At 38.7% G+C, this 22,496-nt stretch carries 15 protein-coding genes; 3 read left to right on the top strand and 12 right to left on the bottom strand.

The window, feature by feature from the left end:
• Positions 1–47 precede the first annotated feature (47 nt).
• Both NSQ84_RS05020 and NSQ84_RS05015 read right to left on the bottom strand, forming a co-directional pair.
• On the bottom strand, positions 48–218 hold the full coding sequence (locus NSQ84_RS05020) for a GH36 C-terminal domain-containing protein (RefSeq protein ID WP_199757321.1): 171 nt from the start codon (positions 216–218) through the stop codon (positions 48–50).
• A complete protein-coding gene (locus NSQ84_RS05015) occupies positions 205–330 on the bottom strand; it encodes a GH36 C-terminal domain-containing protein (RefSeq protein ID WP_277874769.1) in 126 nt (41 codons plus the stop codon). Before NSQ84_RS05015 ends, NSQ84_RS05020 begins: the two co-directional genes overlap by 14 nt.
• Before the next feature lie 523 nt (positions 331–853).
• Between NSQ84_RS05015 and NSQ84_RS05010 the strand changes: the two genes are divergently transcribed.
• A complete protein-coding gene (locus tag NSQ84_RS05010; RefSeq protein ID WP_066248403.1) occupies positions 854–1,723 on the top strand; it encodes an SDR family oxidoreductase in 870 nt (289 codons plus the stop codon).
• Positions 1,724–2,631: 908 nt separating this feature from the next.
• Here NSQ84_RS05010 and NSQ84_RS05005 read toward each other — a convergent pair.
• The 3 genes from NSQ84_RS05005 to NSQ84_RS04995 all read right to left on the bottom strand — a co-directional run bounded on the left by NSQ84_RS05005 (position 2,632) and on the right by NSQ84_RS04995 (position 10,941).
• Entirely contained in the window at positions 2,632–4,026 is a 1,395-nt protein-coding gene (locus NSQ84_RS05005) for a hypothetical protein (RefSeq protein WP_339212287.1), read from the bottom strand.
• The gene (locus tag NSQ84_RS05000; protein ID WP_066248413.1) at positions 3,974–4,771 is read right to left on the bottom strand and encodes an ABC transporter ATP-binding protein; all 798 of its coding nucleotides are present in this window, start codon (positions 4,769–4,771) and stop codon (positions 3,974–3,976) included. Before NSQ84_RS05000 ends, NSQ84_RS05005 begins: the two co-directional genes overlap by 53 nt.
• Positions 4,772–5,472: 701 nt before the next feature.
• On the bottom strand, positions 5,473–10,941 hold the full coding sequence (locus NSQ84_RS04995; RefSeq protein WP_339212285.1) for a lamin tail domain-containing protein: 5,469 nt from the start codon (positions 10,939–10,941) through the stop codon (positions 5,473–5,475).
• A gap of 171 nt (positions 10,942–11,112) precedes the next feature.
• On the opposite strand from NSQ84_RS04995, the gene NSQ84_RS04990 reads away from it, so the two are divergent.
• On the top strand, positions 11,113–12,168 hold the full coding sequence (locus NSQ84_RS04990; protein ID WP_066251560.1) for a lactonase family protein: 1,056 nt from the start codon (positions 11,113–11,115) through the stop codon (positions 12,166–12,168).
• Between the two features lie 714 nt (positions 12,169–12,882).
• Here the strand turns inward: NSQ84_RS04990 and NSQ84_RS04985 are convergent.
• The 3 genes from NSQ84_RS04985 to asnB form a co-directional block, all read right to left on the bottom strand.
• Positions 12,883–13,326 carry a DUF1284 domain-containing protein gene (locus NSQ84_RS04985; RefSeq protein ID WP_066250588.1) on the bottom strand — a complete coding sequence of 148 codons (444 nt, stop codon included), beginning with the start codon at positions 13,324–13,326 and terminating at the stop codon, positions 12,883–12,885.
• 472 nt (positions 13,327–13,798) lie between these two features.
• Positions 13,799–15,229, bottom strand: coding sequence for an alpha-amylase family glycosyl hydrolase (locus NSQ84_RS04980; RefSeq protein WP_339212283.1), 1,431 nt, complete (start codon positions 15,227–15,229; stop codon positions 13,799–13,801).
• 801 nt (positions 15,230–16,030) lie between these two features.
• Entirely contained in the window at positions 16,031–17,875 is a 1,845-nt protein-coding gene (gene asnB / locus NSQ84_RS04975) for an asparagine synthase (glutamine-hydrolyzing) (protein WP_066250593.1), read from the bottom strand.
• Between the two features lie 137 nt (positions 17,876–18,012).
• On the opposite strand from asnB, the gene NSQ84_RS04970 reads away from it, so the two are divergent.
• Positions 18,013–18,546: a DUF2777 family protein gene (locus NSQ84_RS04970; RefSeq protein WP_066250595.1), complete on the top strand. Its 534-nt coding sequence runs from the start codon at positions 18,013–18,015 to the stop codon at positions 18,544–18,546.
• Positions 18,547–19,342: 796 nt separating this feature from the next.
• On the opposite strand, the gene NSQ84_RS04965 is transcribed toward NSQ84_RS04970, so the two are convergent.
• From NSQ84_RS04965 to NSQ84_RS04950, 4 genes are all read right to left on the bottom strand, one after another.
• Entirely contained in the window at positions 19,343–19,684 is a 342-nt protein-coding gene (locus NSQ84_RS04965) for a YisL family protein (protein WP_063386645.1), read from the bottom strand.
• Between the two features lie 163 nt (positions 19,685–19,847).
• The gene (locus tag NSQ84_RS04960; RefSeq protein WP_063386644.1) at positions 19,848–20,756 is read right to left on the bottom strand and encodes a fumarylacetoacetate hydrolase family protein; all 909 of its coding nucleotides are present in this window, start codon (positions 20,754–20,756) and stop codon (positions 19,848–19,850) included.
• A 3-nt stretch (positions 20,757–20,759) separates the two neighbouring features.
• A complete protein-coding gene (locus NSQ84_RS04955; RefSeq protein WP_327873806.1) occupies positions 20,760–21,533 on the bottom strand; it encodes a TatD family hydrolase in 774 nt (257 codons plus the stop codon).
• Positions 21,530–22,363 carry a radical SAM protein gene (locus NSQ84_RS04950; RefSeq protein ID WP_311067021.1) on the bottom strand — a complete coding sequence of 278 codons (834 nt, stop codon included), beginning with the start codon at positions 22,361–22,363 and terminating at the stop codon, positions 21,530–21,532. Before NSQ84_RS04950 ends, NSQ84_RS04955 begins: the two co-directional genes overlap by 4 nt.
• Positions 22,364–22,496 lie beyond the last annotated feature (133 nt).

The following is a 22,496-nucleotide window of genomic DNA, read 5'->3' as shown; positions in this document are numbered from 1 at the left end:
AAGTATTTGAGGCTCGAATGAAAAAACCGAGGCAGGCGCCCCGGTTTCTACCATTCTTTTGCTTTGAGCTTAAAGAGTTTTGAAGAAAAATCGCCCGATTCATTGACCCCGAAGCGGGCATCAAAGATATTGTTCGTCAGCTGAATGCCGACGTTCATCAGTTCATCGCCAAAAAATGTGTTTTCGACTCCTTTTATTTCATATTCAAAAATCGCCATTTAACCCTTTTAACAGAATGCGTGAATATCCGTGATTTGGTTTTGCCAGCACTTGGTAGTAACCTACAAGCGCTTCTTTTTGATCTTTTGAAACAACCATACATGCCGTCACATTTCCGTCCCGTCAAATGGGCTTATTAAGCGGTAAAATGTTCCTTTTTGAATCCATTTGCGATGATCTTTATTCGATATAATCTCGCGATATTAGTTGAAAAAGAATATTTAAAATGATGAGATTCATCGAAAAAATAAGTTTATCTTTTAAGATACTCAATAAAAATAATGTCCTTCCTTCTAAATATTTATCAGGAATCAGTTTTATATTCTCCGATTTTATTTCTCCATCTTATCATTAATTTCCATTTAAGCCACTTTATTATTAACATTTCATCACCCAAAAGCCATTTTGTTATTAACGGTTCGCTTTTTCCAAATGTCATATCAAATATTCTCCATTTTATTATATAACCAAATACTGTTACTTCACCTAAATATAACCATAAAACAGATTGTTGCATCAATAGTTTTTTGAAAAATCATTTTTTTCTAAAATATACCGTTAATCAATTTTTGTTTATTATCCCGTCAACTTCCCATACTAACTATATACTTACTTGTTTTAGGAGGAGGTTTTTATGGTTCAGCAGCAAAATCAGCCAAATACACTTCCGCCTCAACAGCAAAATGTGCAGCCGGGGATTGAATCGTTTATGAATCCAAGACCAATCTTTGATGATCCTTCTTATCAAGGCAGCGGAAAGCTTGCAGGAAAGACAGCGGTCATTACCGGCGGAGACAGCGGCATCGGGAGGGCGGTTGCGGTGCTGTTTGCCAAAGAAGGTGCCGATGTGGCCATCATTTACTTAAATGAGCATGAAGATGCAAAGGAAACAAAAGGGTATGTTGAACAGCTCGGGCGCAAATGTCATTTAATAGCCGGCGATCTCGGAGACGAAGCATTTTGCCAGCAAGCGGTGAAGGGAGCAAAAGATCAATTTGGAAAAGTGGATATTTTAGTAAACAACGCAGCCGAGCAGCATCCGCAGCAAGGAATTGAATTTATTACAGCAGAACAGCTTGAACGAACGTTTCGGACCAATATTTTTTCGTTCTTTTTCATGACAAAGGCTGTTCTTCCCCATATGAAGACAGGCAGCACGATCATAAATACGACATCTGTTACAGCCTATCATGGAAATGAACAGCTCATTGATTATTCGGCAACAAAAGGCGCCATTGCGTCATTTACCCGTTCTCTTGCTTTATCATTGGCCCCTAAAGGCATTCGAGTCAACGGTGTAGCGCCAGGACCCATTTGGACACCGCTCATCCCTTCTACTTTTGATCGTACAAAAGTAGCTTCTTTTGGCTCCAACACAGCGATGAAGCGGCCCGGACAGCCGATGGAAGTTGCGCCTGCTTATGTATATTTAGCAAGTGACGATTCTACTTATATGACAGGGCAAATTCTCCACGTAAACGGCGGCACGATCGTAAATGGTTAATCTGCAAAAAGGCCCCAAAATCCAATACTTTGGGGCTTTTCTATTTGTAAATAGCTCTGGCATATCTGAGAGCAATATCCACATGGCCAGATCAATATGCTAAACAAAAGTCATCGATACATGTTCACTCCTGTCAGATGCTGATAAATGAATTCCACTGGATTATTAATTTCTGGAAAATTCTACAGACTGCATCAATCGCTTTCAAATCCAAAGTAAAGAAGAAAATTTCGTGGCATTCAATATTTTGCTTGACGGTATGTCGTGAAAAATAAGCAAAATTTTTTACAAGCCCCTCTCTTCAGCGGCTCCTTCAATGAATTAACGGGATCTGTTTCTTGTAAAGAAATGAACCAAGTAATAAAAAGCCGTGCCTGCTACAAGTGAAAGAATTAAGCCTAACCAGGTCGCTTCCGCTACAAATTTACTTCCCTCTATTTTGATGACATATAAGGGAAGGTTCAGAATCTTCGGACTTGATTCAATGTGGGTGATGCCGGATAACCGAATAATAAAAGGAGTTATTAGAACTATTAAAGCGTACAGAAAAACTAAACTGATTCCGCCCATAAGCGCTCTAAAGAAAGTTGTCATAACATCTTCCTCATTTCTTCTATTGCTTTTACAATTTTTTTCATCAGGCCATTTGAGGACAAAAAGAGCAAATTACATAACGATGTTAAAAATAACATCTTCACAAAAAAGCTGTCAGTCATATTTATTCACACTATCGACACTGCCATTGGAGCAAATGCACAAATTTATTTCAGAATTGAAATATATTACATAAAAATACTTCAAATTGATTATTTGCCGAAGTCCAATATTTTTCATCCCCTCTTTATAATTCATTGCGATATATCCCGTCTCATGAAAAATTGGAGGCCAGACTGCTAATAGCACTTTTATCATTTGAAAACAGGCCTTCTTAAAAAAATATTTTGAGAAATCAAGTATAGAAAAATCCCGCCTGCAACATATATAAAATCAATATAATAACTTTGCGAAATGAAATAATGTAAAAAAGAATCAATGATTGCCACAATGACAAGGATTATAATTAACGCTACAGCCTTATTCCCGTCATGAATTCTCGCTATAAATCCGGCAAAGGTTGAGAGCATTGTAACGAAAAAAATAGAAAAAATTCCGGTTAATTGCGGAAGAAAATCTTGATTTAATATAAAACAATTTAAAACTACAAATAAAAAATAAATCATAAAATTTACTGCTATTGCCATGAATATTCTCGGAAAAAAATAGACGGAAGCCGGTGCATTGATCATAAATATGGAAAGATTATATTGCCTAAAATGCATCCCAATACATAAAGGCAAAACAATCATAAGTTCTTTTAAACCTAAATTCATAATAAATGAATATACAATGGCAAAGGTCATTGCATCCGAGAAAATATAAACCCCTATGGTGAGAGCATAGAGAATCGAGAACATAAGAGCCATTTCCGCAAAAATTCGATTTCGAAAATAATAGATTGCTTCCAATACAAAATGAATAACGTAATGATTAAGCTTAAATTCCTTGCTTTTTATTTTTTTAGGATAATTACCTGTATGGCTTTGCTGAAATAAACCAAATAAATACCTTCCCGATAAATTTTTTATCCCTATCCATAATATTAAAAGAGCGGCCAAACAACCGATCCAAAACAGAAAGCCGAAATTTCCTATACGCTCCGCCATATGTTTAGAAACAAAATGCAGCCCCCATATGATGGACATAAATAATAATGATTTGAAATAAAGTCCATCTTTATGTCTGCCCAGCCATTTTCCGACAATCAAAGAGGATAAAATCCAAATAAACAGGATGAACCAAAAAATAATAAACAACAAAAGAAGAACTAGAAAAATATGAAAGATATGTATTTGAATATGTTTTATATAAAAAGAAATGAGCAAAGGCAAAAATGCGAAAAAAATGAAGATGTTAAAAAAGACATATAACAAAAAATAGCTTCCCGCAACAAATTGACCCGCATTAATAGAAGTGTTTAAAAAGAAAAAGGCATACTCCTTTCTTTTTAACTTTTCTCTGGAAAATATCATAAGGAAACACGCCAATAAGATGCTGAACACCAAAATTGAATCAAAAGCGTCTGTCTTATTCAATGGAATGAAATCCAAATATTGAAATAAAATTAAGGCATATACGACATAAAGGAGAATCGCTCCTAAAACAACTGCCAATAAATGAGTCGGGTAGTTCAAAAAGATATTTTTTGCTTTTTTAACCTGTTTCGGAATCTCGATCCTCGCTATTATCTCGAACATCGGGGGCATTTAAAATCTCCTCTGCTTTCAAGTAATAATCCTTGTTTGCCTCTTCATATATTTCTTCCAAAGACATTCTGCCAAACTGCTCAAATACTTGATCCCGCGTACAATTTAATTTTACTTTTCCGTTTCGAAGCAAAATAACCTTGTCGTACAATTCTTCCCCAAAACTAAGGTGATGGGTGGACAATAAAATCCCGATGCCTTTTGTTTTTAAAAAATGAAGAGTTTTTCGCAAGATAATGACCATATCGGGATCCAGCCCGTTCGTCGGCTCGTCAAAGATGACAAATTCACTTCCTTTAAAAAGCTGTGAAACAATTTGTGTTTTTTTCTTATTGCCATGAGATAAATTGCTTATCGGTATATGCAGATACCTTTCAAGTTCAAAAATTTTTATAAGCTTTTCTAATAACTGATGGTCTACCTGATGTTTAAATGAGTTTTCGATTAAAGAGAAGTATTCTTTCGGCGTCAAATAATCGAAAAGAGCAATCTCATCTGAAATATAGGAAACATTTTTCTTCAAATAATCCACATCTTCAGAAACATTCAAATCAATCTTTTTGTTATTTACGGATAAAGTACCGACATAATCCATTAATCCAAAGAGTGATTTAATAATGGTTGTTTTCCCCGCCCCATTATGACCTAATAATAATGTGATTTGAGAAGGCATGATGGTCACTTCTATATTTTTCAGCTCAAATTCATCACCGTGTCTCTTGTGTTGAATATATAATGACAGCATTCTATATTCCCCGCTTTGCAGTTGATTGGAAACATTCAATTATGATAGATCGAAAGAGAGAAAACGGGATCATGTTTTCTATCCTTTTTTCTTCACGTAAATGCACTGTCCAGCGATCAACAATAACTGAAAATAGTTCTTTTATTTTGTATAAAGATACTTGTGCTAAAACCACTGCTTATCCCGATGAATAATGGAAAAATCTATTTTCTTTGTAAACTCTAAACTTCACTTTCATTTTTTTGAATATTATATTAAATTTTCCAATTCATTGGTAATTTTATCAATACTTTTTTCTTTTTGTCAATTTTAATTTCCGATCATTTACAAACTTTATAGAAATTGTTTTTTCATAATAGATATAGAAGAAGTTTTCAAATGGTCATTTTTTAATGGAAAAAATCATAGGACGGCTGACTATTCAGGCAAGAGACCCAAAGTTTGCCGCCCGCTTCCATCAGAATCCGTATCACCACGGACACCCTTGCGTTAAGCTAACTGCTGCTTCTGCCTTCAGAGCTCGGGACTTTCATCCTAGAGATTACACCCATGTCGGGCGCACCAAGAAACGGGCTGTCCAGAAAGTCAAAATCCATTGAAAACGAAACATCATAAACATTGAAATATCAGCGTTACTAAAACATTAAAGGGGCGTCTATAAGCCGGAAAATCGACTTATTAGACAGCCCCATTTGCCTATTTTATTTGTAAATAGCTTTGCGGTGACGAATCTTCAGCATCATTCCCATTGCTATCAGCAGCATGCCTATCAGCAGCCAGCGATACACGTACGTTGCTGTATCCGGAAGTGATGCCGAAGCTTGATTCTCACTCACCTGTTCAAATTTCGTTCCATCCGTAGTTCCATCCGTACCAGAAGGATTATTTGTGCCGCCTGATCCGCTACCGTTGTTTCCATTATGATTTTCGTTTTCAGGATGAACTTCGTTACCCGAATGATCTTGATCTTTTTCTTGGCCGCCGCTTTCGGAAGGTGTTTTATTGTCTTTGCTGCCACCTTCGGAAGGTGTTTTATCGCCTTGACCACCTTTATCCCTGTTGTCTTTTTCCGGATCATTTCCACCTTCTCCCGGATCAGCCGGATTTGGAACAATTTCACCTTCTTTCGTTTGGAAAGACCAAATCGATGAGCGCGTTTTACCGCCAAATTGATCTTCCGCTTCCGTGTACCAATAATACACTTGGTTTGGCTCTAAATCATGCCACATGACAGAGGCCACTTCGCCACTCGGAACGTTTTCGACTTTGCCGATCAAGCTGTCGGTATAGACGTTGACAACAAAAGAATCTGTTGCTACTTTTTTCTCTTGCGGTTGTAAATCGGTTTCAATGATAAATTCATCTTTTCCTGGATACTGTTCCGGATCGTAAAAGTTGTAGTCGTCTAAATAAGGCGAATATGTTTTTACATAAATTTGATTCGTATCTGTATTGAAATGCAGCAAACGGATATAGCCCTGGCCGCCCTCAGGACCGCCTTGATAATCAGCAAGTATTTGATATACTTTTCGGTCAGGCGCTCCATCTCCGTTATCATCAATCTCATCGACTAATGTCTCGCTGTCATGATAATGTCCGCATAATACCGCCATCACATTTTTATTTGGTTTAACAACTTTTTCAAAAATTTGATTTCCAATCGGGCTGCGGTTTCCGCTGACTAGTAAATATTCATGGAATGCTAAAATTGCTTTCCGATCGGGATACTTTTCAAGCACCGAATACACCCAGTCCAAATCTTCATCCGAAACGCCCCAGCCCATATACACCATAATATAATCATTACCGTTCGCCGAAATTAAATCATAATGACCGCGGTTATTTTTATAAGAACCTCCATAATAGTCACGACCTGCAAACCGATTCTCGCCGAAATATTGATAATAATTGTCATAGCTTCCGTCTTTATGGCCAACATCATGATTGCCGGCTAGAACTCCATATCTGATTCCTGCATCATCTAGCACTTTCATAGCTTGATCGGCCACTGCCCATTGATTATGATCATCTGCTTCATCGACTAGATCACCTGTATGAAATACATACTGAATATTGAGATTATCTTTTTGATCTCGAATCCATTCGACTTGCTTTTGATAAATGTGTGGATAGCTTTCCGAATAATATTGCGTATCGCTCATCCATACAAACGTATAATCATAATCTATAGTTTGCGCGATTTGGTCTTGAACGATCACGCTCACCTTTTGGTTTTTCAAATAGTCTTTCGCAATTACGCTCCCTTTCAATTGAAATCTTTCTTCACCGGCAGTTTGTGAAGCAACTTCCTTCCATTTATTTTCCATATTGTTCCAGGCATACATCGTCACTTTTCGTCCCGGCAATGAAGAACCGTTCCAAATAAGTTCTATTTCATCATTTTCATCAACTTTTTGATCAACGGTAACGTTGAAGCGATGATACGGAAACTGCTCAGTTGATGTTGTTGCAAGCGCCTCGCCATCTGCGTTTTCCAACTTCCTGCGTTCATCTTTCGAAAGAACTTTTTCGCCTTCAACTTGAAATCCAGCAGGCGGTTCTGTATCAGATGCATTTTGCAAAATATCTACATGTTCTTCATCTGATGCTTTATACTGAAAAGCTTGAAAGAAAGATACATCAAGATCGTCCATTGTCGGATCCGCCACTCTTACGGACAATTTAGCACTTAAAGCATCCTCATCTGTTTCGGAAAAATCAGGTAAGAGCGGATGTTCGTCCACTGTATAGAAAGTGACTTCGCTTTTTCCTTCATTGCCTGCCTCATCAATAGCTGTAATGACAAGTTGATGTTTGCCTGATTGAAGCTGTGCTGACGAAGCTGCAAATGGAAGATCGATATATTGATCATCTAATTTGGCAGTGATCGATCTAATTTTACTCCATTTATCTTGAATTTCAGCATCAATAACAAAAGATCCTTTATATTTTTTTCCTTCCTCAATAGTTGGTTTAATGATTGGCATTGTGTTATCGACAATAACTGTCGATTTCACTTCATTCCCCTTTTGGTCAACTGCTTTCACTTCATGCTCGCCATCTTCTTCATTTTCGCTATTCCATAAGTAACCGAGGGAAGTAAATTTTTCATCCGGAATATTGAACGTAAATTCGACAACCGGGCTTAATCCGGCACTGTCGCCGACGGAAATCTCCTGTTTTTGATCTTGATGCTCGCTGCTGTATAGAGTTGTGCCGTCAGATAAAACTAATCGCACATTTTTTACATAAAAATCATCTCGATTTTCTTCAGATGTTTCATCAAATGGACTGACCTTTGTGCCTGCCCTAATCGCAATTGATAAATCTTCACCGATTTTCAGCCTTTCCGACGAAATCGGAACCGTAATTGTTGCATATTGATTAATGGTGTCATCAAATATTCTCAAAATGTCATTTCCTATCGTCACACCGTTTTGAAAATAAAGATTCGTTTTACGAACATCAAAGGCAAAATAAACGTCTGATTCAATCGTGCGGAAAGTATTTGTTTGTTTTGCTCCATCAATATATAAGGAAACCTCCTCAGGTGTAAGATCGCCTGTTGCCTTCACTACGGTTTCTTTTGAAACAATTTGTCCATTTTCTACATTTAACCGCAATCCCTGCTTCTTATTTGCATTTCCAATTTGAACGGTAAACTTAGGAGACTCCTTGATATTCACTCCATCGCCAGCGACAAAATAATACTCTACTACTTTTTTCCCAATTAATTCAGGCGAATAAATCGTATATTCATATAATCTCGAATTATAGCTTTCTTCTAAATTCACTTTTTTAAATGGTTCTTGTATTTTTGTCCGGTAGTATAAAGAAACGGTTTTGACTTCGATATTATCTTTTACTTCCGCTTTGATGAAAATATTATCCGTTTCCATGGCTTTTTCAGTATTTGTTAAATTTTCAATAGTTGGCGCCATTGAATCGGCTGGAACAGTTACTTTCACTTTCGGAGTTTGTCCGTCTTTTACCGATCCGGGTGTAGCCGCTTCAACGCCGGCACTAATTTTTTGCATTATATTGCTTCCATCCGCAGGATATTTGTACAAAATCCCTTTGTCCTCTTTAGTATCATCAATATTTACCTGATCATTATAATGAGCAACGGAAATTTCTTTTCCGCTGTTTGTGGCAATTACTAATGATCTCGCACCACTGTTGGCCATCCCGTTATTATAAATTTTCACAATGTTTTTGTTCTCTTCTAACGAAACACCATAATGTTTATTAAAATCTTCAACAGCCAACGATGCATTCCCTTGATTGATGATCCAAAATACAAGCGTCCCACCTGAAGGAATTTGCAGTGATTGATCCTCATTAGGAGGTCCCCAAATAAGATCGGATTCTGCACCTTCCTGCGGATATCGATAACGGATTTTGTAGTCTTTAAAATCAATGGTCTGATTAGTATTATTATAAATTTCAATAAATTCATAACCGTCCAACCCATTTATATTGGCGCTGTCCGGAACTACTTCAGTAATGAGAAGTTTTGGGACTTTTTGATAATCAATATTGGGAGTTTTGAGTTGAACATGGTGTTCCTCTGTTTTGACCGTGTTTGTTCCATCTGATGCCTCTATGTAATATAGGAGTTCGCTTCCCCACATGTCCGCACTGGGAATCGCCGCCCTATATTCATTTTGATTTCCGTTTTCAGTCATTTGAAGGGATTTGTATGCTCCATTTTCCGTCAATTTATAAAATAATGTGACATAACGGACTTTTTTATTATCAGTGACTGTAGCTTTTACAATAAATGGCTCCTCGCTTTCCCATTCTGCTATTGGCTGATGTGTAATGACAGGAGCTTCTTTGTCATCAGGCTCTTCAATGGCGACAGGTGTCTTCGGCACTTGCCCTTCGATGAATGCACCTGGATTAGCTTTTTCACTTAAGCCAATTTTTTTCATTTTCGTCTCTTCCGTAAATTGATAAATGATTCCTTTATCTCTTTCAACATCATCAGCTCCATCATTATATGCTGCTGCAGATACTAATGAACCATCCTTTGAATAAACAGCTAATGCCCGGATGCCGCTGTTAGCCATTCCTTCAAATGGCAAGGCTTGGACTTCGCTTTCTTTCAAATCCGTTCCGTAAAATTGATTAAAATCTTCCAATCTTAAAGATTGATTAGAACTATTTTTCACCCAGAGAATGAAAGTTTTTTGCGGAGCTATTACTTGATTATCCGAAAATTGAAAAACTTGATCGGCTTTTGCTGTACCCGGATATTGATAATGAAGTTCATAATTTCGCAATTCAATCGGCTTGTTGGTATTGTTGTAAAGCTCAATAAATTCATATCCGTCAGCACTTCCGACATTTGACGTGTCTGGAGCCAGTTCGGTGATTAAGATTTTCGGAACTTTTTGATAATCCGGTTCCGCATCTTGTTGAATAGCTACTGAAAATGTTTCAGAAGAATTTATTGGAAGTCTTGTTGTTTCTGTCTCATTTTTCCCTTCAAACCAATAAGAAAAAGTATAAGACCATAAGTCGCTTTCTGGTACAGTTGCCGTAAAGGTTGTATCATTTATTTTCTCCATTTTCATGCTTTTCACAAGCATACCCGGAGCTGTACGATAAAACAATGTCAACTCTGCAAGGTCTTTTCCTTCCGCATCAATTTTAAGCGACCGGTCTTTTTGAATGACTGCCGGTGGCTGATGAACGATTTCCAGTGGCAGTGTTACAGCTTGCTGTTCAAGTTGGGGGGTAGTTTGTGAATTTGCTTCTGGTTCTTGTTTTGAAGTTTCGGGAACTGTATCAGTATCTTGCTGTTCTGGTTCTTGCTGCTTTTGTTCACTTTCATTAACCGGAAAAGATGGATGATCCCCTCCTTTTGCAGGTTCTTTCACTTCTTCATTTGCTGCATCAGGCTGTCTTTCATCACTTTTGTCCTGTTGAACTTCGTTTTGCTGAGAGTTGTTTTCTTCAACATTTGGCTCGCTGTCATTTTGATGAAGCGGTTGTTCTTGATTTGGTTTATCCGTTGATTTCGTTTGTTCCTCCATCTGCTGCTCGGCGTCTCCTGCAACTGTTGCTGTTGCATACGTATGTATCGGTGTTAACACGGAAACAAGAACAAGCAAAACAGCGGAAGCTCCAGCCAGCATAGAGCGTCTCTTTCTTTTTTTCAAATAAAACTCCTCCCTAAAATTTTCTAACCTCAATTATTGTAATATCGAAATATTTAGTTGATTTTAATTATTTGTAAATTTTTGTCTAATTTTCGTTCATTTTAAAATAGAAAAATAGGAGAATTTCCATGATATAATTCTAGAAAAGTATATTTGAAAGGAGCATGTTTCGTGGCAAATCCATTCATCGGTTATATCGGTACATATACGAAAGGTGAAAGCAAAGGCATTTACAAATTTACTTTGGACACTGAGAAAAAAGAGCTTAGTGAAGCTAAAGTAGCAGCAGAGCTTGACAATCCGACATATGTCGCGATTTCCAAAGACAATCAAAATTTATATTCGGTTGTTAAAGACGGAAATTCAGGGGGACTTGCTGTTTTTTCCATTGACGAACAAACAGGCGATCTGCAAAGCATCAACCAGCAAGTGACGGAAGGACCTTCTCCGTGCCACGTCAGCGTCAACAAAGCAAACCATTTCGTCGTCACCGCTAATTACCATCGCGGAACGATCGAGGCTTACTTGCTGAATGAAGACAAAAGCGCAAATCCAGCGGCAAGCGTTGCAGAACATACAGGTTCAGGCCCTAATCTTGAAAGGCAAGAAAAACCGCACGCTCACTATTCGGGGTTTACACCAGATGAAAAATATGTTGTAGCTGTTGATTTAGGAATTGACCAAATTATTACCTACTCTTGTGATCAAGGTGTTTTAAAGAAGGTGAGCAGCCTTTCTGTTAAACCTGGAAGCGGCCCTCGCCATATCGTCTTTCATCCAAACGGAAAATTCGCTTACGTGATGACGGAATTAAGCAATGAAGTGATCGTTCTTTCTTATAATGCAGATGAAGGAAGTTTTCAAGAGCTGCAATACATCCCAGCAATTCCGGAAGATTTCGCAGAAAACAGCCAAGGCAGCGCCATTCACATTTCTTCCGACGGCAAGTTCGTTTATGCTGCTAACCGCGGCCATGACAGCATTGCTGTTTTCAAGGTAGAAAATGATGGTGGCAAGCTTGAATTTGTTGAATGGACAAGCACCGGCGGCCATTGGCCTAGAGACTTTGTCCTCGATCCGACAGAAAGATTTGTGATCGCCACAAACCAAGAATCAAGCAACGCCGTCTTATTTGAACGCGATCCTGAAACCGGCAAATTGACACGCTTGCCATCAGAAATTTCCGTGCCTGATCCGGTTTGCGTGAAATTTCTTCATCAAGGCTAAAAAAATGTCTTTGCAATCTATTTTCACCTTTACGAAAAGAAGGCTCGTCTGTTTGTTTTAAAACAAGACGAGCCTTTCAAATTTTTATAAAAATGGCACCTTCCATCAGACTTTTAATTTAGGAGCCTACTGGTGTTGGTCAACTTCGATCACAGTGCGAATCCCTAGTGAAAGAGTATAAAAACGGTGAAGTGCTGCTCAATCCGTTTGCCTCCAACTTATTAATTCAAATCTTATCGTCGTCCGATACAGAGCGTTTCAAACAATCTAGTTTTCCTCCAACTTATTAATCCAGTTCCCGAGCTCGAAAGAAAAATCGTCATGGAAGCACCCTTCTTTTAAGCTGACAGCTTATGATCCATAGGACAACAAATGTTGCAAACCTTTATGACATCTTCATTCATGATTCCTATAGAAAAGAAACGGAAACAGCTTTCTACAAAGCTTGCAATATTATAGTGAAGAAGCATAGCCTCCGTGTTTAAAATTAGAATAGCCGAATTGTCGCTCGGCTATTTCCACGCAGAGGCTATTTCCTGCTTAACAGGGGCAAAATCTCAACATGGTTTCGCTAATACTTGGATTATGTAAAAGATGACGAAGACGAAAAAGAGTACAAAATTTCAACAAGATTGCGCCAATATGCACCAATAATTTTGAAAAGCCGTAATCAGCTACACTGACAGATTTGGCAGTGACGAAAACCGAAAAAAGCTACTTAGCTTCCTTTTGCGCAATATTCCCGTTACGGACATTGGCGATGCCTTCTTTGCATACACCGTGCGGAAGCCAGGAGCAATTCGCACATAAGTAATCTAAGTCGTCAGGGACTACTTTTTGGGCCGTGAGCCCCATTAATTCCGATTTTAAGTAAATCCCATTTTCTTCAATGCCTAAATGGCGGATTACTTTTTGATCCATGGAAATCACATGCTCATTTGAATTCGGATCCGCTTGGCACGTCGATTCTCCATGGTGCGGACATGCCATGCACGCATCATCAAGTGCAGAGACGACTTGAATGGGAAAGTCTTGCTCTTCATCACGAATTTTTGTAACTACTTCCCACATCTTCTCTACAAACGATGGACTATATCCCATTCCGCGAAATCCGTGCACACATAATAAATGATGCCCCCGTAAGCGAAGCGGCTTCATACATTTCTCCTCCCCTTTTTCTATTACTCCCATCTTATGAGAAAAAGCACAAGCCTACAACATAAACGTGAAAAAACATTGCATCCTTTAAAATTAAAATACAAACGTCACAACGAAAAAGCGAGCAAAAGCTTGTTCCAAATTCACAAGCTATTGATAAGAAGCCCTCTTTCCTAATCTGTTATCCATTGATCAATATTGTTTTACCCACTTTAAATGGAGCCGCTCCTTTTCCAGCGTCTTGATATGAGGAAGGGGCTTTTTTGCGTTCAAAAAGGAAGAATTAGGCTTCTTTTCCAACATCTCAATATGAAAAGGAAGATGTGCTAGGCGAACTTTCCGCCCCGAAGCTTTCAGTTGAAAAATTCCTGTTTAAAGCCTATGTGTACATAGAAGCAGCTTAAAAATGGCAAATCAAGACGAGTTTGTCCTTTTTTTGCACCTTTAAGGGATCAGCTTTTTATTTTGCATTTTACGACGGCTGTTTTCCCTTCCCTTTTTTATATGCGGCATATAAGAAAAGGATAAACAAAACTGGGACTCCGATCAAAATGGAAATAAAAGGGATGCTCGCGCCTTTTTGTTCGTCCAGTTTAAAAATCTCCGATGTTTCCCGTTCCAAAGTGATCGTGTATCCGTCCTTTGAACTTTTTATGCTTCCCCCTTTTAAATACCCTCTCAATTCGTGATTATCCGGCAAATATCGAAATCCGATCGTTACGCTTTTTGTTTGCGATGTGTTGTTAATGGCAATAATGGATGTTTCATCACCGCTTTTTAATTGATAAACGAGCATGCCGTCCTTTTCATACAACAAATGATATTGCCCTGTTCGGAGAGAAGGCAGGATTTTGCGAATGTCGGCTAAATTTGTTATGTACTCGACTATTTCGGTGCTCGTGCGAAAATCCATCATCCGATAATTGACTGCTCCATTTCCGCCATCCAATGCAATCTCCGTCCCGTAATAAACAAAAGGAACAGCCGGTAAAGTATATAAATACGTCAAGGCAAGTTTTAATCTTGTCACTGGAAACGCTTCATTCTCAACAGCTTTTCTTGTAAAACGAACGATATCCTCGTCATCTAAAAACGAAACGACAGGCAGATTGGATTGCGCAAACCCGTCCAATCCTGAAAGCGGTTCATCCACATTCGAAAATGATTTTTGCGCATTTTTCGCAAAAGAGGTATTCATCACGGCATCGATTCCACTGTTTTGATATGTATTCGGATCACCCCCGCCAATATCTGCCACTAAAACGAAATCTTTTTTGACAGACTTAACTTCTTCAGCCATTTTTTTTAAAAATTGAGGTCCAGTTCGATTCGCGTCAATCAACCGATACCCGTCAATATCACTTTGTTTGATCCACCATTTAGCGACATCGATTATAAATGCTTGAACATCGGGGCGGGAAACATCGAATGTCGTACTTCCTTCAACAAACCATTCTTTTTTAGCTGGATCAGACAGCCAAGGGTGGTTCGGTCCTGTTTCGAAAACAAAATCTATCATGACCTTTAGATCACGTTTATGTGCTTCCTTTGTCAGCTGTTTTAAATCCTGCATTGTTCCAAAATGCTCGTCCACTTTTTTAAAGTCTTTCACCCATTTCCCATGAAAGCCGTTTGCCTCATTTTGAAATATTGGTGATAATGAAACGATTGTAAAGCCCATTCCTTTTATGTAATCCAGCTTTTTGATCACCCCTTGCAAGTCACCCCCAAGAAAATGTTCAAGACCGCCCTTTCTTTCGCCGTCATTGGCCGTCGTTCCATTGTAAAAGCGGTCAACTGCTACGTGATAAATTGACTCATCCTGCAAGTTTACAGCGCTAGCAGTCGCTGAAAAACAAAAAAGCAATGAAACACACAAAATGAAGATCAATCCTTTTTTCACTCGTCAAAATCCTCCTTATGTCAGCAAAATCCATGCTTGTCGCTCAATTCATCTAAGTTCGCCGCTTCAACTCTTCCGCAAAATCGGCAAGCGGTGTTGCATCTGTTTTGGTTTGCTGTCAATCTTCTCATCGAATGTATGTAATGTTTGATGGGATTTATCCCCTTTTCCGATGAGTTTTTCTTTATAAGCCTCGCGAATCACTCGCTGGCTTATCCCCGTTTCATTTGAAAGAGCCTTTATTCCTTCCATGCTAACTGAAAAATAAGTTTACATGTTTGAAATCATTGCGTTACCTACATCATTTTGCCTGGATTGCGCCACGATCAAACAGTTCGTCAACGTATTCAAAAAGTTAGGTCAGTTAATTTTTCATTCATGATCTTCTTGAACTATTATCTTACAACATGAACCGTACCAGGCCAAATTCGGATCTTATTGTAAGCTTCTCTCCCTGCTTGATTCCTAGACATTAGAAAATTTTTTGAAAACGTTCATCATTTTCATAAAAATCTTTTTTCTACCGATGAATCATTCAGTTTCTACAAAATGTTTATATATCTCTCCCCTCCCGCTCCCCTTGCAGATCATTTTTGAATTTCATTATAAAAACATTATAACATGCTGAACATGTTTGTCCTTCTTTATTATAAAAAGCAAGGGGGGTGTCTAATAAGTCGTTTTTACGGCTTATTGACGCCCCCATTAATGTGTTTGAAACGTTGATATATCGGTGTTTATGATTTTTTGTTTTCAATGGCGATTTGACTTTCTAAGACATCCTCATTTTCCCTAAATTCATCAAATGATATTAATCCGGTACTTTTCAAACCAAATGTGAATTTGCCAAAGATAGGCTAACAGCTGCGGTCCCGTCATCAGCTGTCCGTACCATGGGCGTTGAAAAGATGCACCGTCTGTCTCTACTAATTTATTTAATGCATTCCCATCGAAAAGCTCGTGCAATATGGAGTCTTTCATGGCCAATACGTTTTCAAGCTGTTCTTTTACAAGCTTCGTATATTTCGGATGATGTGTTTTCGGATACGGGCTTTTTTTCCTGTAGACAACCTCCTTCGGCAAAAGATCTTCTAAGCTTTTCCGTAATAGGCCTTTTTCCCGATCGCCATATCGTTTCCATTCCCACGGAATATTCCAGACGTATTCGACAAGCCGGTGATCTGCAAACGGAACGCGCACTTCAAGCGATGCCCCCATGCTCATGCGATCCTTTCGGTCAAGCAATGTTGTCATAAACCATATCATATTTAAGTAAAAAAGCTCCCGCCTTTTTCTTTCCGTTTCAGGTTCTCCATCTAAAACAGGTGTTTCTTCAATCGTTTTTTCATATTGCCTTAAAGCATATTCTTTTATATTCAGCTTTTTTTGCCAATCGTTCCGGAGCAGCTTGATCCGCTCATCTAATGAACGAATCCACGGAAATCCTTCTCTTGCCAATTCCTCAGGACGATAAAACCACGGATATCCGCCGAAAATTTCGTCCGCACATTCTCCCGACAAGCTCACGACAAAGTCCTTATTAATTTGCCGGCAAAACCAAAGAAGTGAAGAATCGACGTCCGCCATCCCCGGAAGATCACGGACTTCAACTGCTTCCTGCAAATATGAGACAAGCTCTTCCTGTGTCATGATACATTCGTGATGAATGGTTTGAAAAGATTCCTTCATTAAATGAATCCAGTAGGCATCAGCATTCGGCTGAAACTCGCTTTGTTGAAAATACTCAGAATTCCCTTCGTAATCAATTGAATAAGTATGAAGATGCCCCTTTCCTTCCTTTTCAAATGTCCTGGCGGCAATCGCTGTAATGGCGCTCGAATCCAATCCTCCCGATAAAAACGTGCATAGCGGAACATCGCTGACAAGCTGTCTTGTGACGGCATCTATTAGTAATTCACGCACTTTTTCGACCGTTTCTTCAAAAGAATCCTCATGCGGATGGCTTTTAACGTTCCAATACCTCCATATTTTTAAGCCATCTCGATTAAAAACGAGGGCATGGGCGGGTCTAAGCTCTTCGATTCCTTTAAAAACGCCTGAACCGGGAGATCTCGACGGCCCCAGCGCCATAATTTCTTGCAGCCCTTCCTGATCGAGCAAAGCATCGACTTCAGGGTTGGCTAAAAGGGCTTTTATTTCAGAAGCGAACAGAAAATTACCGTTGTTTTCATAAAAAAAGAGCGGTTTAACGCCAAGACGGTCGCGTGCTATAAATAATTTTTCATCTGCTGAATCCCAAACGGCAAAAGCATAAATTCCGTTTAAATGGTGCACACATTCTTCTTTCCACTCCATGTATGAAGCTAAAAGAACTTCCGTATCTGAGTGGCCGCGAAACGTATAGCCTTTTTTCAATAATTCTTTGCGAATATCTTCCGTATTGTATAGCTCGCCGTTATAACAAATCGTGTAGGAATTATCTTCTTTTTGTTTTGTCATCGGCTGTCGACCGCATTCCGGGTCAATGACAACAAGTCTTTTATGCCCGAACAATACGTGCTTCTTTCCCCAAATATTTGTATCATCAGGCCCTCTTTTGCTTAACGTATCAATCATGTCTTCCATTATTTCAGTATTTTGGAAAAGTGATTGTTGAAAATTTACCCAGCCAGCAATTCCACACATATGCTTATCACCCCACTATCTATAACATGAAAGATGTAGCTATTGTATGCAAAAAAAGTTCAATGTTACCTGCCCATTTGTATAAAAAGAAAGCATTTTGTCTAAAACAATCAATAAAAAGTATTGAGGTGTTCATATTGTTTTCGGACGTAAAAAATGACCTTCTCCATAAACAAAAAAGGAGTTTTCGGACTGCAACCGTTGAAATGCTTCAAGCAAAACCGATTTTGATCGATGATGAAGATGATGAACAGATTTCTCTTGATGATTTAAACGATCAGCACATTGAACTTTTGAAAAACGGCCGATGGGTTGATATTGGACATAATAAGGAAGAATACTTGCGGTCAGGCGGAAAAATTCGAATCAAGAAGACATTCCCCTATGCATTTCATTGTTTTTTAAATGAATTGGATGATGAAAGCTTTATAATGTTTGTACACCATTTAAATGCTTTATCCTTTTCCGTTTATGACATCATCTACTGCCACAATCAATTGTTGTATCACCATGGAAACAAACCGATGAAAGGCGCTTCTGTTTTTATATTTGATAATACGGATTCTCTTTGTGCGGTTCAGCATTTTTTCCATCGGGGAGACAAACAAAAAGACCTGTTTGAATTCACTGTAAGCACAGGGGAACGAAGCTTTGTCAGCTCTATTTCATAACTGCAATTCAAGGAAAAAAGGATTTAGTTAAAAAGTACTTTTAAGACAGTCGGAGTAATGAAAGCTTTGCAATTGATAGGGAGAGTGCAGAAATAGTCATTTAAATTTTTTAAGGAGACACATAAAAAACAGCTGCAGCCTGATAATGCTGGATATTCAAAAAGATGCTATTCGTTCGAATTGTCATCCTGTGGCTAAGTATTTATTCAATGATGGGCGAAACAGACCGGCTGCCCAACATCAATGTAGACTGCGCTACAGAAAAATGTTTATAAAAACAAAAATATGAACCTAAAACATTAGGATATTTACAAAAAGAAAGTAAACGTAAGCATCGCCTGCATTGAAACTTTTTTCCAATCATGGAATTTCGTCCAACTTTTTGGCGATTAGCAAGGTTTCAATGAACTCATATCGAATTAATATTCAAGCCTTAATAAAAAACGAGATAAGGGGAGTTTCATAATTTGGGGTGGTTATTAGCTATTCCATTTATTTTGCTTGGAGCTTTTTTATTTTCATTAACCATTGATGATATAAAATATAGGCCATATAATTCTAATAATTATAGGATTTGGATGTTTTTTTAAGGCTGGTTTTTCTTGTCAAAGACAAGAAAGAAAAATAATAGGGGGGTGTCTAATAAGTCGTTTTTACGGCTTATTGACGCCCCCATTAATGTTTTAGAAACGTTGATATATATCGGTGTTTATGATTTTTTGTTTTCAATGGCGATTTGACTTTCTAAGACAGCCCCTGCGAAATACGCTCCTATATTTTTGCATCAACATATTTTTTAAAAAGTAAGAGGCAGTCTAAATCCAAGCAAAATGACGAGAATCAGCACAATCCAAAAGCCGATCCAAATGCCTTTGGACGATTCGTTTCTCTTCTTTTTGCCCAAAACCATTTCCATAAGCCCGATCAAAACAATGGCAAGGAAAATTTTAGCGACATATTCCCCTACATAGTTGGCCATGCTGAACACATTATAGCGGAAAATTAATTCAAGTCCAGTTGCCAACACGATTAAATAAAAGATTCGCACAGCCATATGCAAACCTTTTGAAGGTTTGGCAAAGGCAATGAAAAACAAAATCAGCAAAATGACCCATGATGTAATATGCAAATGTGTCATAAATGCCCTCCCCCATCTATACTTGCAAGTCCACATTCATCATATCAAATGATCATCCAAAAACATAGCAATTACTATGATAAATAAAATGATTTCACTAAATTGACAAAGACGCACTAAAACGAAAGATTAAAGGGGCTCACTCTTGCCCGTCCTTTCGCTATTAAATTTCCTTGACTTTATTTCTCAACGTGCCAATTCCTTCTACCGTAATTTCGACAGTGTCGCCAGGCTTTAATAATTTCGGCGGATTGAAGCCTTTTCCGACTCCCGCAGGTGTACCTGTTGCAATGATATCTCCCGGTTCAAGAGTCATGCCTTGAGAAATGATGGAAATGATCCGTTTAATCGGGAAAATCATTTGATTTGTATTGGCTTGCTGCCGAATTTCGCCATTAACTTTCGTCTCGATAGACAGATGCTGTGGATTCGAAACAGCCGATTTATGTACAATATACGGTCCCATCGGGCATGATGTATCCAAGCTTTTTCCTAAAAAATATTGTTTGTGGCGAGCTTGCAAATCTCTTGCTGTGACATCATTGATGATCGTATATCCAAAAACGTAGTCATAGGCTTCTTCTTCGCGAATTTGTTTTCCTTTTTTCCCAATGACAACTGCAAGTTCCCCTTCATAATCAAGTTCGTCGGTTAAATAAAGATGAGGATCAATTTCTCCTTCATGAGCAATAACGGAAGTTGAAGGTTTGGAAAACAGAATCAAATCGGAAGGAATATCACTTTCGCTTCCCATTTCCGCAACATGGTCACGGTAGTTTTTACCGACGCACATAATGTTTTTCTTCGGCCGTGGAATCGGTGCTTGGAGTTTAACAGCTGACAGCGGATAGACATATGTCTCCCTTTCTTTTTCCTTCGCAACCCATTCCTGTAATGCTTCAATATGGCGGACAAATTTTTCACCCATTTCAATGCACGCTTGCAGCGATGCAGGCGATATTTCCGATTCATAAAGCTTCAGTTCCGCTTTTTGAATATCAATAACCGAATCTTCGTTAAAAATTAGTCCGATAAACGTTCTGTCGTGAATATTTGCAGTGACAAGCTTCATGTTCTACCCCCAATTAAGATAAAGTTTTTTCGCATTATTTGCAGTTGTGCGCACAATATCTTCACGCGGCCTCTTTTTAATATTCGCCAATTTGCGGCAAATTTCCTTTAAAAATAACGGGGTTGTGTCAACATTTTTAAACGCTCCCCCATACCGCCAAGGGCCGTCCGTCTCAATAAGCAGCTGATCCATCGGAACTTGTTCAGCAAGCTGCTGATCGCGCAGGCGGTAGCAAACTTCCGGAGTCACAGAAATATAATAGTGTTGTTTACAAATTTCCTTCACTACAGATGATGCCGCTTTAAGCCAATGAAAATGCGCTTTTTTCACTTGATGTTTTTGCAAAAGATGGAAAGCTTTTTCCGCATCTTCATGAACTGCATGCAAGGCAACTGGCAGTGAATGTTCAACGCTGATTTTCAAAAATTCCTTCAAGACATCTATATAAGTTTGTTCCGAATACTTTGCAAATAATCGCTCTTTTTCATAATACGGCAAACCAATTTCCCCGACAGCTGAAATCGCCCTCTCTGTTCGAATCAGCGATAGAAGCTCTTCAAGCTCCCGTTCTTCAAGAATCTCCTGTTCAGGGTGAAAGCCGGCAGCTGCTATAATAAAATCTTCATGTTTCTGCTTCAATTCAAGCGTTTTATAGGCGGATGTTAAATCGGTTGAAACGGCCACAACATGAGTAATGCCCGCTTCCTGCCACTTTTTGATTTGCTCATCAATAGTTTTTGGATCGTATTGATCCAAATGAATATGAGAATCGATCATTCTTCATGACTCCCATCGGGCGGAATGAAGCCTTGCCTAGAAATGAACAGCTGATCTTTCGCAAACACATGTAAAAATAAGTCTTTCACATATTCGATGTTTTCAGGGGAAAACCATTCTTCTTCTCCAATTTGCGAAAAAAGCTTTGACAAACCGAGCGCCTGTGATCGTCTTCCGCCGCTTCCATCTCCTAAAAAGAAATCATCTAAACAGACTCGTTTCGTCGCATTCCGTAATAGATTCGTAAAATTAGGAGAAAAAGGCAGTACAGGAGAAACTGCCGCCTGTGACGGAATGTTCTCTTCATTTAGTTTTTTAAGCGCATTGATCCTAGCTTGAATCGGCGGCGCCTTTGGAGAAAAAATTTTGCGCACATCATCTCTGTCCGTTTCAACGGTAATGCTGACAAGCACCCGATCCCCCAATTTTTGAAAGATATCAATATCTCTAGTGACAAGCGGGCTTCTCGTCTGGACAAATAAAAAGTCCGGAGGCATTTCTGCTATCACTTCAAGGAGCCTTCTTGTTCGTAATTCCTTCGCTTCCAGCGGCTGGTAAGGGTCTGTTGAGGATGACATGAAAATCGTCACTTTCCCTTTCTTCTTGGCCCGCTTCAATTCGCCTAAAAATTGGTTTGGCTTTTCATCCTTTATTTCAACCCATGTTCCCCACTCTTTTTTCTTAAACAATGCGACTGGAAGCTTTTGTACATAACAATAATGGCAGCCGTATGAACAGCCGACATACGGATTTAAACTGTACGAATACCCTTGCAAATAGCCGTTTGTTTTCGTTAAAAACGAGTTTGGATTTTTACGGGTAATTTCCATTCATTACATCCTTTCCCGCAGCGAAAAGATTATCTCATTCAATGAAAAAAATTTTGAAAAGAAAAACGGCCTCAAGGTTCACAGACAGCCCGCTTGCAAACCGGCCATTACCGCTTCCGTGAAGATAAGGACA

Source organism: Aeribacillus sp. FSL K6-3256, from assembly GCF_037965805.1.
Classification (GTDB): Bacteria; Bacillota; Bacilli; order Bacillales; family Aeribacillaceae; genus Aeribacillus; species Aeribacillus composti.
This window is presented reverse-complemented; position numbering and strand designations above follow the sequence as displayed.

Excerpts from the sequence above, each read along its gene's own strand:
- NSQ84_RS04950 (WP_311067021.1), bottom strand. The coding sequence starts at position 22,363 with ATGGAAATTACCCGTAAAAATCCAAACTCGTTTTTAACGAAAACAAAC.
- NSQ84_RS05000 (WP_066248413.1), bottom strand. The coding sequence starts at position 4,771 with ATGCTGTCATTATATATTCAACACAAGAGACACGGTGATGAATTTGAG.
- NSQ84_RS04955 (WP_327873806.1), bottom strand. The coding sequence starts at position 21,533 with ATGATCGATTCTCATATTCATTTGGATCAATACGATCCAAAAACTATT.
- NSQ84_RS05010 (WP_066248403.1), top strand. The coding sequence starts at position 854 with ATGGTTCAGCAGCAAAATCAGCCAAATACACTTCCGCCTCAACAGCAA.
- NSQ84_RS04965 (WP_063386645.1), bottom strand. The coding sequence starts at position 19,684 with ATGACACATTTGCATATTACATCATGGGTCATTTTGCTGATTTTGTTT.
- asnB (WP_066250593.1), bottom strand. The coding sequence starts at position 17,875 with ATGTGTGGAATTGCTGGCTGGGTAAATTTTCAACAATCACTTTTCCAA.
- NSQ84_RS04985 (WP_066250588.1), bottom strand. The coding sequence starts at position 13,326 with ATGAAGCCGCTTCGCTTACGGGGGCATCATTTATTATGTGTGCACGGA.
- NSQ84_RS05005 (WP_339212287.1), bottom strand. The coding sequence starts at position 4,026 with ATGCCCCCGATGTTCGAGATAATAGCGAGGATCGAGATTCCGAAACAG.
- NSQ84_RS05020 (WP_199757321.1), bottom strand. The coding sequence starts at position 218 with ATGGCGATTTTTGAATATGAAATAAAAGGAGTCGAAAACACATTTTTT.
- NSQ84_RS04960 (WP_063386644.1), bottom strand. The coding sequence starts at position 20,756 with ATGAAGCTTGTCACTGCAAATATTCACGACAGAACGTTTATCGGACTA.